Below are 14,785 nucleotides of genomic sequence, written 5' to 3' on the forward strand. Positions count from 1 at the left end.
GCCCGGCCCGGTTCACCCCGTCTGCTTCGCCGCCGCCCGGCCCGCCGCCCGGCCCGAGAACAGACAACCGCCGAGGAAGGTGCCCTCCAGGGCGTTGTAGCCATGGACGCCGCCGCCGCCGAAGCCGGCCACCTCGCCCGCCGCGTACAGGCCGTCGAGGGGGCTGCCGTCGGCGCCGAGAGCGCGGGAGTCGAGGTCGGTCTGGATGCCGCCGAGGGTCTTGCGGGTCAGGACGTGCATCCGGACGCCGATCAGGGGGCCCGCGGCCGGGTCCAGGATGCGGTGCGGGCCGGCGACCCGGCCGAGGCGGTCGCCGATGAAGCGGCGGGCGTTGCGGATGCCCTGGACCTGGGAGTCCTTGCTGTACGGGTTGGCGATCTGCAGGTCGCGGGCCTCGATCTGGCGGCGCACCTCGGCCGCGTCCAGCAGGGGCTTGTCCGTGAGGCCGTTCATCTTCTCGACCAGCTGTTCCAGGGTGTTCGCGGTGACGAAGTCCGCGCCCTTGTCGAGGAACGCCTTGACCGGTGCGGGTGCGCCCTTGCCGAGCAGCCGGTCGCGCAGCACGGCCTTGCGGTCCTTCGCCGTGATGTCGGGGTTCTGCTCGGAGCCGGAGAGCGCGAATTCCTTCTCGATGATCTTCCGGGTGAGTACGAACCAGGAGTGGTCGTACCCGGCGATGTCCTCGGTGGTGCGCAGATGCCTGAGGGTGTTCAGGGTGTCGTAGCCGGGCAGGCAGGGGTCGGGCAGCCGGCGGCCGAGGGCGTCGAGCCAGACGGAGGACGGTCCGGGCAGGATGCGGATGCCGTGGCCGGGCCAGACGGGGTTCCAGTTCTGCAGGCCCTCGGTGTAGTGCCACATCCGGTCCCGGTTGACCAGACGCACGCCCGCCTCGGCGCTGATGTCGAGCATCCGGCCGTCGACGTAGGCGGGGACGCCGGTGACCATCCGGGCGGGGGGTGTGCCGAGCCGCTCGGGCCAGTAGCGGCGGACGATGTCGTGGTCGGCGCCGATGCCGCCGGTGGTGACGATCACGGCCTGGGCGGTGAGTTCGAAGTCGCCGAGGCGCTCACGGCTGGAGGCCACGCCGCGCGGCGAGTCGTCGTCGGCGAGGACGGTGCCGCGTACTCCGCGCGCCGTGCCCTCCTCGATGACCAGCTCGTCCACCCGGTGGCGGTGGTGGAAGGTGAGCAGCCCGTCCCGGGCGGCCTGCCGGGCGTATCCGACGAAGGGCTCGACCACGCCGGTGCCGGTGCCCCAGGCGATGTGGAAGCGGGGCACGGAGTTGCCGTGCCCGTCGGCGCGCAGGTCGCCGCGCTCCGCCCAGCCGACGGTCGGCAGCAGCGTGATGCCGTGCCCCTCCAGCCAGGAGCGCTTCTCGCCGGCCGCGAACTCCACATAGGCGCGCGCCCAGCGCACCGCCCAGGAGTCCTCGTCCGCCAGCCGGTCGAACTGCGCGCTGCCGCGCCAGTCGTTCCAGGCGAGGTCGAAGGAGTCCTTGATGCCGAGGCGCCGCTGCTCGGGCGAGTCGACGAGGAAGAGCCCGCCGAAGGACCAGAACGCCTGGCCGCCGAGGTTGGCCGCGTTCTCCTGGTCGACCAGGGCGACCCGCCGGCCCCGGCTGGTGAGTTCGTGCGCCGCGACCAGGCCGGCGAGGCCCGCTCCGACGACGATGACGTCCGCATCGATGGCGGCCATGGCGTCTGTGTCCTTCCGTCTACGACACTTCGGGGGTGCCGCTGCCGTCGGTCAGCAGGGCGGTGAGCAGTTGTTTGAGCCAGCCGCGGGCGGCGTCGACGTCCCGGTCCAGCAGCAGCTGGGTGGTGACGCCGTCGTAGGCCGCGACCACCGCGCGGGCGGCGCCGTCGGCGTCGCCGAGCACGGCGGGCAGTTCGGTGTGGCCCCGGGCCCGGAAGAGCCGGTCGGCGATGGCCTCCCGGAGCCGGGTGCGGTGGTCGAGGAGGGCCTGTGCGACGGCCGGTTCGCGGGCCGCGTGCACCAGGAAGTCGGTCTTCACCAGCAGCCAGTCCACGTCGAGCAGCAGGACCTCGGTGACCCGGTCCACGGAGGCGGGCACGTCGAGGTCCGGTCCGTCCTGGGCGAGGGCGTCGGCCACCTGGGAGGCGATGAGGTCGGCGCGCTCCCGGTAGAGGGCGAAGAAGAGCTCGTCCAGGGTGGCGAAGTTGGAGTAGAAGGCGCCGCGGCTGTAGCCGGCGGCCTCGCAGACCTCCTCGATGGAGACGCGGCCGAAGCCCTTGGCCGCGAACACCGCGAAGGCGGCGTCGAGCAGGTTGGCCCGCGTCCGGGCCCGCCGCCGGGTGACGCGCCGGGCCGTCTCCTCCACCATCGTGAGACCTCCGTTCGATACGCGAATGTATCCGATACATCGATGTATCGAAAGGGCTCGTCACCCCGCACACGAGACATAAGAAGGGAACGTATTTTCGATTCAGGAGTACTCTGGGCCCATGTCCACGCACCTCCAGGGCTCCCTGTTCGACCAGACCGACGAGCTTCGGCTCGCTTCCCTGCACGGGCTGCACCGGACCGAGCTGGGCGCGGGCGCCTGGATCGATGTGCTGCCGGGCTGGCTCAGCGGCGCCGACGCCCTGTTCGAGCAGCTGGCGGTCGAGGTTCCGTGGCGGGCGGAGCGCCGCAAGATGTACGACAACGTGGTGGCCGTACCGCGCCTGCTCGCCTTCTACAAGGCGCACGACCCGCTGCCGCACCGCGTGCTCGACGAGGCCCGCTCGGACCTGTCCGCCCACTACGCCGAGGAGCTGGGCGAGCCGTTCAGCACCGCCGGGCTGTGCTTCTACCGCGACGGCCGGGACAGCGTCGCCTGGCACGGCGACCGGATCGGGCGGGGCGCCCGCGAGGACACGATGGTCGCGATCCTCTCCGTGGGAGAGCCCCGGGACCTGCTGCTGCGGCCGGCAGGAGGCGGCGGCACGACGGTCCGGCGGCCGCTCGGACACGGCGACCTCATCGTGATGGGCGGGTCCTGCCAGCGCACCTGGGAGCACTGCGTGCCCAAGACCGCCCGGGCGACGGGACCACGCATCAGCATCCAGTTCCGGCCGCACGGCGTGCAGTGACCGACCTCTTCGCGGCGCCCCCCTGCCGTCCGGCCGGGCCTTAAGGTTCGTCCCATGGCCTTGCAGATCAGCGCCACGAACCCGGAGCACCCCGCGCTCCTGCTCGAACTGCCCTGGGACGTGCCCCTGGAGGAGTGGCCGCAGGAGTACCTCGTACCGCTCCCCCGGGGCATCTCCCGGCACGTCGTGCGCTACGCGCGCGCCGGCGACGAGGTGATCGCCGTCAAGGAACTGGCCGAACGGCCCGCACTGCGCGAGTACGGGCTGCTGCGCGACCTGGACCGGCTGGGCATCCCCGCCGTCGACCCCCTCGCGGTGATCACCGGCCGCTCGGACAGTGCCGGCGCCCCGCTGGAACCGGTGCTGGTCACCCGGCATCTGGGCGGCTCGCAGCCGTACCGCTCGATGTTCGAGACGACCATGCGCCCGGCGACCATGCACCGCTTGATGGACGCCCTCGCGGTGCTGCTGGTGCGGCTGCATCTGGCCGGGTTCGCCTGGGGCGACTGCTCGCTGTCCAACACGCTGTTCCGCCGGGACGCGGGCGCCTACGCCGCCTACCTGGTGGACGCCGAGACGGGCGACCTGCACCCCCGGCTCAGCCCCGGGCAGCGGGAGTACGACCTCGATCTGGCCCGGGTGAACATCAGCGGCGAGCTGCTGGATCTGGAGGCCTCGGGCGCGCTGCACCCGTCCGTCGACCCCGTCGAGTTCGGCCACGAGATCTGCACGCGCTATGCCGGCCTCTGGCAGGAACTGACCCGCACCTCCGTGTACCCGGCGGGCAAGTACCACTACATCGAGCGCCGGATACGCCGCCTCAACGACCTCGGCTTCGACGTGGCCGAGATGCAGATCGAGCACTCGGCGGGCGGCGACACGGTCACCTTCGTGCCCAAGGTCGTCGACGCGGGCCACCACCAGCGCCAGCTGCTGCGGCTGACCGGCCTCGACACGGAGGAGAACCAGGCCAGGCGGCTGCTCAACGACCTGGAGAGCTGGATGGCCACCCAGGACGACTACGTGCCCGGCGACCCCCTCGCCGCCCGTCCCGAGGTGCTCGCCCACCGCTGGGTGCGGGACGTGTTCCGGCCCACCGTCCGCGCGGTACCGCTCGCGCTGCGCGGCTCCATGGACCCCGCCGAGATCTACCACGAGCTGCTCGAACACCGCTGGTACCTGTCCGAGCAGGCCCAGCAGGACATGGGCCTGGACACCGCCGTCGAGGACTACATCGCCAACGTCCTGCCCAAGGCCCGTACGACCCTGGAGCCGACGACGCCGGACCGGCCCTAGATCACTCGTGCGGCACCACGGCCACCGGGCACCCGGCGTGGTGCAGCACGCCGTGCGCGACCGAGCCGATCCGGGCGCCCACCGCCGTCCGGTGCGCCCGCCGTCCGACGACCATCAGCTGGGCGCGTCCGGACACCGACAGCAGGACCTGTCCCGCGCTGCCCATCTCGACGTGCTCGGCCACACGCACCTGCGGGAAGCGGTCCCGCCACGGCTGAAGCGCCTCGGCCAGGGCTTTCTTCTCGTACGGTTCGAGACCGCCTGCGTCGTCCAGGAGCTTCAGCGAACCGGGGCTGTAGGCGAAGACCGGCGGCAGCGTCCAGGCCCGCACGGCCCGGACGGTGGCGCCCCGGGCGGCAGCTGTCTCGAACGCGAACCGCAGCACGGCCGCGCTGTCCTCCGGACCGCCCTGCTGACCGACGACGACGTCCCGCCCGGCCGCCTCTCCCACCGGCTGATCACCGGCCCGCACCAGAACCACGGGCCGGGTCACCTCGGCGATCACCTGCCGGCCGACGGATCCCAGCAGGAAACCGACCACCGGGCCGTGCCCCCGCGAGCCGAGGACCAGCATCTCGGCATCGGCCGCCGCGGCGACCAGCGCCTCCACGGCCCCGCCCTCGACCACGTCGACGCTCACCGGGAGCTCCGGGTGCCGCGCGCGGACGGCGCCCACGGCATCCGCCACCCCGTCCGACACCCAGCCGTGCTGCGTGTCCCGGTCGGCAGCGCCCACACCCTCGTGGAAGTGCCACGCATGCAGCACGCGCAGCGGCAGTCCCCTGCGGACGGCCTCCCGGCCCGCCCAGTCCAGCGCGGCCAGACTCTCCTGGGTGCTGTCCACCCCAGCCGTGATCGGGCGTGTCATGCGTGGGCCTCCTCGTTCCGCGGCGTCTGCGGGCCAGTCTTCACTACGCTGCGGGCATGTCCTTGGAATGGGAACAGGTGATCGTCGAGGCGGCCGACCCGGTGGCCCAGGGCCGCTGGTGGGCCGAGGCGCTCGGCTGGGTGGTGATCCACGACGCCTCCGACGAGTACGAGATCCGGCCCGCTCCGGACCGCCTGCCCGGGCTGCTCTTCGTACCGGTACCCGAGAAGAAGACGGCCAAGAACCGTCTGCACCTCGACTTCCGGCCGGACGACCAGGCGGCCGAGGTGGCCCGGCTGCTCTCCCTGGGCGCCCGGCACGCGGACGTCGGGCAGGGCGAGCAGCCATGGGTGGTGCTCGCGGATCCCGAGGGCAACGAATTCTGCGTGCTCGGCGAGCGTCAGGGCTGAGATTCCGGTCGCTGCCGCATACCGGAGCGAACCCGTGCGATCGAACATACGATGGGCGGGAACCGGTGCGGTGGACCCAGCGGCACCGTCCCGTGGACTCGATCGCTCGGGGTGGGAGAGGCATGCCACAGGCCGCCGACACAGCGCGGACCGTCATCCTGACCGTGGACGACGACCCGGGAGTCTCCCGTGCCGTCGCCCGGGACCTCAGGCGGCGCTACGGCGAGTCGCACCGGATCGTGCGCGCCGAGTCCGGGGAGTCCGCGCTGGAGGCACTGCGCGAGCTGAAGCTGCGCGGGGACCTGGTGGCCGTGATTCTCGCCGACTACCGGATGCCGCAGATGAACGGCATCGAGTTCCTGGAGCAGGCCCTGGACGTGTACCCGGGCGCGCGCCGGGTGCTGCTGACCGCGTACGCGGACACCAACGCGGCGATCGACGCGATCAATGTCGTGGACCTGGACCACTACCTGCTCAAGCCGTGGGACCCGCCGGAGGAGAAGCTCTATCCGGTGCTGGACGACCTCCTGGAGTCGTGGCGCACCAGCGCCTACAGGAGCGTGCCCAGCACCAAGGTCGTGGGCCACCGCTGGTCGGCCCGGTCCTCTGCGGTACGCGAGTTCCTGGCCCGCAATCAGGTGCCCTACCGCTGGTACTCGGTGGAGGAGCCGGAGGGTCAGCGGCTGCTGGCCGCGGCCGGTCAGGACGGGCAGCGGCTGCCCCTGGTGATCACCCCGGACTGTAAGGTCCTGATCGAGCCCGAGGCGCCTGAGCTGGCGGCACGGGTCGGTCTGGCGACGACACCGACGGCCGACTTCTACGACCTCGTGGTGATCGGCGGCGGCCCGGCCGGGCTCGGCGCCGCCGTGTACGGGGCCTCGGAGGGGCTCAGGACCGTGCTCGTGGAGCGGTCGGCGACCGGCGGGCAGGCCGGGCAGAGCTCCCGGATCGAGAACTACCTCGGCTTCCCCGACGGTGTCTCCGGCGCCCAGCTCACCAGCCGGGCACGCCGGCAGGCGGCCAGGTTCGGCGCCGAGATCCTGACCACGCGTGAGGTGACGGGCCTGGAGATCAACGGGGCGGCCCGTGTCGTACGGTTCGCGGACGGATCGGCGATCGCGGCGCACAGCATCATCCTGGCGACGGGTGTGCAGTACCGGCAGCTGGAGGCGCAGGGCTGTACCGATCTGACCGGCTGCGGGGTGTTCTACGGCTCCGCGCTGACCGAGGCGTCCGCCTGCCAGGGGCACGACGTGTACATCGTCGGCGGCGCCAACTCGGCGGGACAGGCCGCGATGTACCTGTCCAGGTTCGCCAAGTCGGTGACCCTGCTGGTGCGCGGCACCGACCTGTCGGCGTCGATGTCGTACTACCTGATCCAGCAGATCAACGAGGCCCCGAACATCTCGGTGCGCAGTCACACGGTGGTCGACGCGGCGCACGGCTCCGAGCGCCTGGAGCGGCTGACGCTGCGCCAGGTGGCGACCGGTGACAGTGAAGAGGTCGACGCGCAGTGGATGTTCGTGTTCATCGGCGCGGCTCCGCTGACCGACTGGCTGGGCGAGACGGTGCTGCGCGACGAGCGCGGCTTCATCCTGGCCGGGCCCGATCTGACCGCCGACGGGCGGCCGCCGGCGGGCTGGGAGCTGGACCGGCCGCCGTACCACCTGGAGACCAGCATTCCCGGCGTGTTCGTGGCGGGTGACGCGCGCGCCGAGTCAGCCAAACGTGTCGCGTCCGCCGTCGGAGAGGGAGCCATGGCCGTCATGCTCGTCCATCGGTACTTGGAGCAGTCATGAGCGGGCAGCCGGTGCCGTGCAGCCCCAGGGAGGTCGGCTCGCTGTTCCTCTTCGAGAAGCTGACGCCCGAGCAGCTCGGGCGGCTGTGCAGCGAAGGCCGGGTGGAGGTGTTCCAGCCCGGCCCGGTGTACACCGAGGGGGACCCCGCCACCTGCTTCTTCGTGATGATCGAGGGCACAGTGGTGCTCTCGCGACAGGTCGGCGGCGACGACGTGGAGGTCATCAGGACCTCGCAGCGCGGGGTGTACGCGGGCGCCATGCAGTCGTACCTCGGGGACCGGGTACGGCAGGTGTACAACAACTCGATGCGGGTGACGGAGCCGACGCGGTTCTTCGTGCTGCCGGCGGACACCTTCGCGGCCGTCATGAGCGAGTGGTTCCCGATGGCCGTGCATCTGCTGGAGGGCCTCTTCTTCGGCTCGAAGAGCACCCAGGCCGCCATCGGGCAGCGGGAACGGCTGCTGGCGCTCGGCTCGTTGTCCGCCGGGCTCACGCATGAACTGAACAACCCCGCCGCTGCCGCCGTCCGGGCCACCTCGACCCTGCGGGAACGGGTCGCGAAGATGCGCCACAAGCTCGCCGTGATCGCCGAAGGCCCCTTCTCCCGGGACGCGCTGGCGAGCCTGATCGAGATCCAGGAGCGCACCGCCGAGCGGGTCGCCAAGGCTCCGGTGCTCAGCCCTCTGGAGGCCTCCGACCGGGAGGACACGCTCACCGAGTGGCTGGAGGACCACGGCATCGACTACGGCTGGCACCTGTCCCCCACCTTCGTGCAGGCCGGGCTCGACACCGACTGGCTGGAGCAGGTCGCGGCGGCCGTGGACGAGGAGATCCTGCCCGGGGCGATCGGCTGGCTCAACTACACCATCGAGACCGAGCTGTTGATGAACGAGATCGAGGACTCCACCACCCGTATCTCGCACCTCGTCGACGCGGCCAAGCAGTACTCGCAGCTGGACCGGGCGCCCTACCGGGTGGTGGACGTGCACGAACTCCTGGACAGCACGCTGCTGATGCTGTCGGCCAAGATCGGTCCGCGCATCGAGGTCGTCAAGAAGTACGACCGTACGCTGCCGCAGGTGCCCGGCTATCCGGCGGAGCTGAACCAGGTGTGGACCAACCTCGTCGACAACGCGGTGTCCGCCATCAACAGCGCAGGCGGGGAAGGTACGTTGACGGTGCGGACCGCACTGGACCATGAGCGGGTCCTGGTCGAGTTCCGGGACACCGGGCCCGGAGTCCCGCCGGAGATCAGGAGCCGCATCTTCGACCCGTTCTTCACCACCAAACCGGTCGGCGAGGGCACCGGTCTCGGTCTGGACATCTCCTGGCGGATCGTGGTCAACAAGCACCACGGCACCCTGCAGGTCGAGTCCGCGCCCGGCGACACCCGTTTCCAGGTGCTGCTGCCGCTGAACGGCGAGACACCGGACGAGACGTCCGCTCCGACGACTCCCGAGGAGGCCCCATGAGCGGCGAGGCAGCGATCGACCCGAGCGTTCCTCCGAGCGGCACCGGGTGTGTGGAGTGCGACGAGGTGGGCGGCTGGTGGTTCCACCTGCGCCGGTGCGCGATGTGCGGACACATCGGCTGCTGCGACGACTCCCCCGCCAAGCACGCCACCGCGCACTACCGGGACACCGGGCATCCGGTGATCCGCAGCTTCGAGCCGGGCGAGCGCTGGTTCTGGAACTTCGACACGAACGAGATGTACGCGTCCGGACCCGAGCTGGCGGACCCGGCGAGCCATCCCGCCGACCAGCCGACGCCGGGTCCGGCGGGGCGGGTGCCGGCGAACTGGGCCGAGACCCTGCGCTGATCCGTCCCGGTCACGGGCGCCGGCGGTGGACTGCCGCAGTGGCTGATCGCACCGGAGCCGACCGGGTCCGGGTGACCCGGCCGGCCCGGGGTGTCAGCGTGTGCAGTCGAGGCTGCCCAGGTCGACGGTGTCGGCCAGGGCCTGCATGCCTTTGTCGTTGGGGTGCAGATGGTCGCCGTTGTCGAAGAAGGGCAGGATCCGTTCGGGGTCGTAGGGACTGCGCAGGGTGCTGTCGAAGTCGGTGACCGCGTCGAACTCCCCGCTGGTGCGGATGAACCGGTTGACGCCCTGGCGTACGGCCTCGGCGGCCGGGTCCCATTCGGACCAGCCCTTGAACGGGCCGACGGTCGCGACGGCCACGCACTTCCCGGCCGCGTGCGCTCGCCGCACGATCTCCCGGTATCCGGCGATCAGGTCCGTCACGGTGACGCCGGTGTGCGCCTTGAGGTCGTTCACCCCCTCGAAGAGGAAGACGGTGCGCACACCGGGCTGGGAGAGGACGTCCCGGTCCAGCCGGTTGAGGGCGCTCTGCCCGGCGCCGTCCGCGAGGACCTTGTTGCCGGAGATCCCCTCGTTGGCCACACCCTTTACGGCCGTACCTGCGGTGCTGAGGCGTCGGGCGAGGTAGTCGGGCCAGCGCCGGTTGAGGTCGGTGGTGGACTGCCAGCCGTCGGTGACGGAGTCGCCGAGGGCCGCCACGGCGCCGGTGGCGCTGCCGGGCGGGCGTACGGAGACGGCGTCGAGATACCACCAGGAGCCGGCCGGCTGCGTCCAGTTGGCCGCCGAGTCCTCGGCGGTGTGGTCGCCCTGGGCCAGATACGACGTCTGCATCGCCATCCCGTGGCCGGTGGCAGAGCCCACCGGGCCCGGGGTGTGGAGGCTGACGACCAGGTTCGCGGCGGCGGGGATCCTGGCGGGCAGTGGATCGCTCCACACGACGGCGCCCGCGGGGACGGTGACCGTGCGGGCTCCGCCGAAGGTCAGCTGCCGGTTGGTGCCCGGTTCCAGTGCCGCGCCCTGGCTCTGCAGGCCGGCGTAGACGCTGTCCAGGGTCAGGGGGCGGTCGCCGAAGGCGTTGGAGAGGCGCACGCGCAGGTCGCTGCCTCCGACGCTGGTGTGCACGACGAGCCGGTAGCCGCGGTCGGCGGTGCCCTCGCCCAGGCGGTCGGCACTGGCCGCCCAGGTGACGACCCCGGAGCCCCGAGTGGTGGCCTCGGGCGGCCGGTGGGCGGCCTGGGCGGGCGCGGACTGGCAGGCTACGGGCACCAGCAGGACGGCGGCGATCCGGAGGGCGCGCCCGAGCCGGCCGGTCATCGTGCGAGGTCCTTCAGCGTGACGGACCCGCCGGGCTTGAGGCGGACCGTCCGGGACATGCCTGCGTATCCCACGGAGGTCATGGTGCCGCCGACGCTGCGGATCCGCACCTCGGTGGGTTTCCCGTCCCGCCAGTGCAGGTCGACGACGAAGCCGCCGCGGGCCCCGGCGCCGCTGAGCGAGCCGGAGGCGGCCCAGGCGTCCGGCAGGGCCGGCAGGAGCTCCAGGTGGCCGGGGCGGGAGTACAGCAGCATTTCCACCACCGCGGCCGGGGTGCCGAAGTTGGCGTCGATCTGGAAGATGCCCCGGCCCTGCTCGACCTGGTAGATGTCGAAGAGGTTGGGAGCGGTGCCGTTGCTGCCGTCGGTCGACGGGCGGAGATTGTTGACGATCAGCTGGTAGGCCTTGCCGGGGTTCTTCAGCCGGGCCCAGCACAGGGCGCGCCAGGCGTTGGCCCAGCCGAAGCTCTCCATGCCGCGGGCGGTGAGCAGGGCGGTGGCGCCGGCGACGGTGTCGGCGGGCGTGGAGCCGTCGGGGCGGATGCGGTCGCCGGGGAAGAGGCCGACGAGCGGGGACAGGTGCCGGTGGGTGGTCTCGCCGAGGTTGTCGGGGGACATCCACTCCTCCAGCCAGCCCGTCTTGGGGCTGACGGCCGGCAGGTAGAGGCGCTCACGGAGTGCGCCGATGGTGCGGGCGTAGCCGGGGTCCCGCCCCAACTCTGCTGCCGCAGTGCGGTAGTTGCCGAACAGCGCCCAGACCAGTTCCTGTGCGTAGGTGATGCCCTTGGCGTCGAGCGGGCCCTGTTCCGGTGACCAGTCACTGTCTGCGATGAGGACCTCCTTCGAGGTGCCCGGAAGGGTGTGGGTGAGCAGCCGGGCCTCCCAGAATTCACAGGCGCCCTTGAGCAGTGGGTAGATCTTCTTCAGGTGGGCGCGCGATGCGGTGAACTCGTAGTGCTCCCAGAGGGAGTTGCACAGCCAGGCGTTGCCGGCCGGGTGCCACCACCAGCCCCCTCCACCATAGGGGTTGGTGGAGATGGCGACCGTCCAGCCGGCGTTCTTCCCGCTGGAGTTGCGGTAGCGGTTGCGGGAGTCGTTGAAGAGTCTGCTGGTGAGGTCGGTCCAGGAGGGGAGCTGGGCCACGCAGTAGTCGGTGAGCGCGTCGAAGCAGGGCGACAGGCCCACCCGGTCGGCCATCCAGTAGTTCATCTGGATGTTGATGTCGGTGTGGTAGTCGCCCATCCAGTCCGGGTCGTTCCCGTCGAGCCACAGTCCCTGCAGGCCCAGCGGCAGGCTGCCGCGGGACCCGGAAATCATCAGGTAGCGGCCGAACTGCAGGTAGGCGGCCTCCAGTTCGGGGTCCGGTGTGCCGTCCTGGGCGCGGGCCCTGATCCGCTCCCAGGTGTCCAGGGCGCGCTGGTGTGCGGAGGAGGCGCCGAGCTGGATGTCGAACCGGCCGTAGAGGGCCTGGTGGTCGGCGACGTGTGTGTGCAGGAGGGTGTCCGCCGAGTGGCGGGCGGCGGCGCGGACCTTGGTGCGGGCGAGAGCCTCGGGGTCGAGGGAGGGGTTGCGGTAGTGGGTGGAGGCGTCGGGCGCGTAGTCGGTGCCGCCGCTGACCACCACGGTCAGGTCCCTGCATCCGGAGAAGGTGACGCGGGTGCCGTCGACGCGGACGGTACCGCCGCTGCCCTGTGCGGTGACCGCCGCCCCGTACCGCAGTCCGTTGGGGAAGGAGCCCGCGAAGGAGGTGGCGCTCGACGCCTTCTCGCCGTGTGTGCCTTCGAGGGTCAGGGTGCCGGTGTAGCGGCCGCCGCCGTTCTGGGTGAAGTGCAGGACCACGGCGTCGTCGGGGCGGCTGGCGAACAGCTGCCTCTGGTACGTCACTCCGGCGCGGACGTACGAGGTCGTCACCACACCCTGGGCGAGGTCGAGGGTGCGGCGGTAGCCGGAGACGGCACCCAGGTCGTGCTCGGGGAGGTCGACGGTGAGCCGGGCGAGCAGGGTGAGGGAGCCGAAGTCCTCACGGCCGTAGGGGAACTGGCCGTCGGAGTCGAGGGTGTCGTTGAGGCCGCCGGTCCACATGGTGGCGTCGGTGATCAGGAGGAGTTCGCGGCCCGGGTCGTTGCCGGCGAGGGCGCCGAGCCGGCCGTTGCCGACGGGCAGGCCCTGTTCGATCATCGAGTGCTCGTCGGCCGGGGCCTGCCACCAGAGCCGGTCGCGTGCGGAGGTCGTGGCGGTGGGGGCGCCGAGGGGCCGCTGGGGTGCGGCGGTGGCGGTGAAGGCGGGCAGTGAGGCGACGGCTCCGGTGGCCGCGGCGAGCGCGAGGAAGCCGCGTCTGCTGGGCGGATTCTCCATGGCGGGCTCCGATTACTGGCGCGGGGTGGAGGGGACGTCGATGCGGTCGATGTCCGGCGCGTAGTCCGAACCACTGTCGAAGGTGAGTGTGTTGGCGCCCGCCTTCAAGGTCACGGGCACATTCACCGTCTCTACGCTTCCCCAGTCGCCGGTGGAGGGGAACTTGTGGCGCGCTCCGCTGCCGGAATTGGCGGAAATGTTCACCGAGCGGGCGTCGCCGCTGACGTAGGCGACCTTGATCAGATAGGTGCCGGGTTTGTCGACGACGATGTCGTTGAAACGGAGCTTGCCGCCGAGGTAGAGGTTGCCGACCTTCTTGCCGTCCGAGCAGCTGGAGCAGTCGGCGACGGAGGCGTTGCCGCTGAGCGTGTTGCCGGCGGACTCGGCCTCGTGGCCGGTGGTGTGCAGGGCGCTGCCGTGCGGGGTGACGGTGAACAGGCGGGAGCCGTGGGCGGGCAGCGCTTCGGTGATCTTGTTCTTGTAGGAGCCCAGGTTCTCGTGGTTCCACAGGTCGCGGACGGCACCCTTGCCGGTGAAGCCGAGGGCGGTGAAGTCGGCGGTGACGGCGGCGGGGGCGTCGGCGAGGTTGAAGAGGGCGACGGTGTAGCTGCCGTCGGGGTTCTTCGCGGCCCACACCTGCTGCGGGTCGGAGGGGGTGAGGGGCCGGGCGGGCTCGGTGCCGCCCTGGTTGACGGCGATGACCTCGCGGTTGGTGAGGAGCTTCAGGCCGTAGTCGTCGAGCCTGGTGAGGTCGTCGCCGGTGTAGAGCGGGGACTTGGCGATGGCCCACAGGGTCGCGTAGGTCTGCCGCTCGGCCTTGGTCAGGCCGTCCATGGCGCCGTTGCCGACGTCGAGGGAGTCCAGGTCGTTCCAGCCGCCGGGGCCGGCGTGCCTGGTCCAGCCGGGGGTGTCGTCGAAGCGGTCGTCGACGGAGTTCTCCCAGCTGACGAGGGTGTTGCAGTAGCACTCGACGTCGGTGTCGAGGCGCCAGCCGTTGGAGTACTTCTTCCAGTCGGCGGCGTGCCCGATGTCCAGGGACCAGGAGATCTCCAGGTGGACGGGCCGGCCGGTGGCGGCTATCGCCTTCTGCAAGGCGGCCACGTCGGCAACGTTGTCGTAGTTGTCGCCGCTCTTGAAGGAGCCGGGGCCCACGCCGTCGAGCTTGAGGAAGTCGTAGCCCCAGTCGGCGAGCGCCTGGGCCTGGGAGTCCACGTACTTCTGGGTGCAGGGTCTGGAGAAGTCCAGCTTGTAGGCGCTGTCCCAGCCGTTGGTGGTGCGCAGGTCGCCGTAGACGATGTCGGCGGTGGTGCAGCCGTCGGCGTGCCAGATCGGCGCCTTGCCCTCGCCGTAGGCCTCCTTCTCCAGGCCGACGGGCAGGTAGATGCCGGCCTTGAGGCCCTTGGCGTGGATGTGGTCGGCGACCGCCTTCATGCCGTGCGGGAAGCGGACCGGGTCGGCCTGCTGGCGCGCGTACGCGTCGAATTGCGGCTTCCAGGTCTTGTCCCGCCACCACCCGGAGTCGATGTTGACGTACTCGTACCCGTACGTCTTCAGCTTGGCGGCCAGGGCATCGGTCTGCTTCAGGACGTTCGTCTCGGTGAGGTAGCTGTAGTCGCCGTCGGGGTTGAGGCCCGGGTACTTGGACGACTGCATGCTCCAACTGGACCATCCCATATAGGGCTTGGCGGCCAGGGCCGGCGAGGTGTCGGCGTGGGCGGCGGCCGGGGCGATGGTGGCGAGGCCCGCCGTGAGGGTCATGGCGACGGTGGCTCTGAGCCCGCGTGCGGGCAGGACGGAGTACGAGGGTGACCGCATGGGCCGTACCTCCTG

The 14,785-nt window shown here is 71.2% G+C and carries 12 protein-coding genes; 6 read left to right on the forward strand and 6 right to left on the reverse strand.

The features are described 5' to 3' along the window. Positions 1-12: 12 nt before the first annotated feature. Together ACIRU3_RS37555 and ACIRU3_RS37560 are read right to left on the reverse strand one after the other, a co-directional pair. Positions 13-1,686: an FAD-binding dehydrogenase gene (locus ACIRU3_RS37555; RefSeq protein ID WP_404066594.1), complete on the reverse strand. Its 1,674-nt coding sequence runs from the start codon at positions 1,684-1,686 to the stop codon at positions 13-15. 28 nt (positions 1,687-1,714) lie between these two features. Then, complete coding sequence (locus tag ACIRU3_RS37560; RefSeq protein WP_404066444.1) at positions 1,715-2,344, reverse strand: TetR/AcrR family transcriptional regulator; 630 nt, start codon at positions 2,342-2,344, stop codon at positions 1,715-1,717. Positions 2,345-2,465: 121 nt separating this feature from the next. Here ACIRU3_RS37560 and ACIRU3_RS37565 point away from each other — a divergent pair, with 121 nt between their 5' ends. Both ACIRU3_RS37565 and ACIRU3_RS37570 read left to right on the forward strand, forming a co-directional pair. Next, entirely contained in the window at positions 2,466-3,095 is a 630-nt protein-coding gene (locus tag ACIRU3_RS37565; RefSeq protein ID WP_404066447.1) for an alpha-ketoglutarate-dependent dioxygenase AlkB, read from the forward strand. A gap of 54 nt (positions 3,096-3,149) precedes the next feature. Continuing rightward, a complete protein-coding gene (locus tag ACIRU3_RS37570; protein WP_404066450.1) occupies positions 3,150-4,391 on the forward strand; it encodes a DUF4032 domain-containing protein in 1,242 nt (413 codons plus the stop codon). 1 nt (position 4,392) lies between these two features. Here ACIRU3_RS37570 and ACIRU3_RS37575 read toward each other — a convergent pair whose 3' ends face one another. After that, on the reverse strand, positions 4,393-5,259 hold the full coding sequence (locus ACIRU3_RS37575; protein ID WP_404066453.1) for a universal stress protein: 867 nt from the start codon (positions 5,257-5,259) through the stop codon (positions 4,393-4,395). Positions 5,260-5,315: 56 nt separating this feature from the next. Here ACIRU3_RS37575 and ACIRU3_RS37580 point away from each other — a divergent pair, with 56 nt between their 5' ends. The 4 genes from ACIRU3_RS37580 to ACIRU3_RS37595 all read left to right on the forward strand — a co-directional run bounded on the left by ACIRU3_RS37580 (position 5,316) and on the right by ACIRU3_RS37595 (position 9,287). Continuing rightward, positions 5,316-5,669 (forward strand): VOC family protein, encoded by a 354-nt coding sequence (locus ACIRU3_RS37580; protein WP_404066455.1) that lies wholly within the window; start codon positions 5,316-5,318, stop codon positions 5,667-5,669. Positions 5,670-5,791: 122 nt separating this feature from the next. Continuing rightward, complete coding sequence (locus tag ACIRU3_RS37585; RefSeq protein ID WP_404066458.1) at positions 5,792-7,468, forward strand: FAD-dependent oxidoreductase; 1,677 nt, start codon at positions 5,792-5,794, stop codon at positions 7,466-7,468. Continuing rightward, positions 7,465-8,940 (forward strand): ATP-binding protein, encoded by a 1,476-nt coding sequence (locus ACIRU3_RS37590; RefSeq protein ID WP_404066461.1) that lies wholly within the window; start codon positions 7,465-7,467, stop codon positions 8,938-8,940. Before ACIRU3_RS37585 ends, ACIRU3_RS37590 begins: the two co-directional genes overlap by 4 nt. Next, complete coding sequence (locus tag ACIRU3_RS37595) at positions 8,937-9,287, forward strand: UBP-type zinc finger domain-containing protein (protein WP_404066464.1); 351 nt, start codon at positions 8,937-8,939, stop codon at positions 9,285-9,287. The genes ACIRU3_RS37590 and ACIRU3_RS37595 overlap by 4 nt, the downstream gene beginning before the upstream one ends. A gap of 93 nt (positions 9,288-9,380) precedes the next feature. Here ACIRU3_RS37595 and ACIRU3_RS37600 read toward each other — a convergent pair whose 3' ends face one another. From ACIRU3_RS37600 to ACIRU3_RS37610, 3 genes are read right to left on the reverse strand one after another with little or no spacing between them, the layout of a single operon-like run. Then, positions 9,381-10,601, reverse strand: coding sequence for an SGNH/GDSL hydrolase family protein (locus ACIRU3_RS37600; RefSeq protein WP_404066467.1), 1,221 nt, complete (start codon positions 10,599-10,601; stop codon positions 9,381-9,383). Then, positions 10,598-12,955, reverse strand: a complete 2,358-nt coding sequence (locus ACIRU3_RS37605; RefSeq protein WP_404066469.1) for a glycosyl hydrolase family 95 catalytic domain-containing protein — start codon at positions 12,953-12,955, stop codon at positions 10,598-10,600. The genes ACIRU3_RS37600 and ACIRU3_RS37605 overlap by 4 nt, the downstream gene beginning before the upstream one ends. Before the next feature lie 12 nt (positions 12,956-12,967). Continuing rightward, entirely contained in the window at positions 12,968-14,770 is a 1,803-nt protein-coding gene (locus tag ACIRU3_RS37610) for an alpha-galactosidase D (RefSeq protein ID WP_404066472.1), read from the reverse strand. Positions 14,771-14,785: the final 15 nt, after the last annotated feature.

Source organism: Streptomyces sp. NPDC101151, assembly GCF_044768335.1.
In the GTDB taxonomy this organism is placed as follows: Bacteria; Actinomycetota; Actinomycetes; order Streptomycetales; family Streptomycetaceae; genus Streptomyces.

Bases quoted from the DNA above. Each gene is read 5' to 3' on its own strand.
- ACIRU3_RS37580 (WP_404066455.1), top strand. From the start codon at position 5,316: ATGTCCTTGGAATGGGAACAGGTGATCGTCGAGGCGGCCGACCCGGTG.
- ACIRU3_RS37565 (WP_404066447.1), top strand. From the start codon at position 2,466: ATGTCCACGCACCTCCAGGGCTCCCTGTTCGACCAGACCGACGAGCTT.
- ACIRU3_RS37570 (WP_404066450.1), top strand. From the start codon at position 3,150: ATGGCCTTGCAGATCAGCGCCACGAACCCGGAGCACCCCGCGCTCCTG.
- ACIRU3_RS37585 (WP_404066458.1), top strand. From the start codon at position 5,792: ATGCCACAGGCCGCCGACACAGCGCGGACCGTCATCCTGACCGTGGAC.
- ACIRU3_RS37575 (WP_404066453.1), bottom strand. From the start codon at position 5,259: ATGACACGCCCGATCACGGCTGGGGTGGACAGCACCCAGGAGAGTCTG.
- ACIRU3_RS37595 (WP_404066464.1), top strand. From the start codon at position 8,937: ATGAGCGGCGAGGCAGCGATCGACCCGAGCGTTCCTCCGAGCGGCACC.
- ACIRU3_RS37600 (WP_404066467.1), bottom strand. From the start codon at position 10,601: ATGACCGGCCGGCTCGGGCGCGCCCTCCGGATCGCCGCCGTCCTGCTG.
- ACIRU3_RS37610 (WP_404066472.1), bottom strand. From the start codon at position 14,770: ATGCGGTCACCCTCGTACTCCGTCCTGCCCGCACGCGGGCTCAGAGCC.
- ACIRU3_RS37560 (WP_404066444.1), bottom strand. From the start codon at position 2,344: ATGGTGGAGGAGACGGCCCGGCGCGTCACCCGGCGGCGGGCCCGGACG.
- ACIRU3_RS37590 (WP_404066461.1), top strand. From the start codon at position 7,465: ATGAGCGGGCAGCCGGTGCCGTGCAGCCCCAGGGAGGTCGGCTCGCTG.
- ACIRU3_RS37605 (WP_404066469.1), bottom strand. From the start codon at position 12,955: ATGGAGAATCCGCCCAGCAGACGCGGCTTCCTCGCGCTCGCCGCGGCC.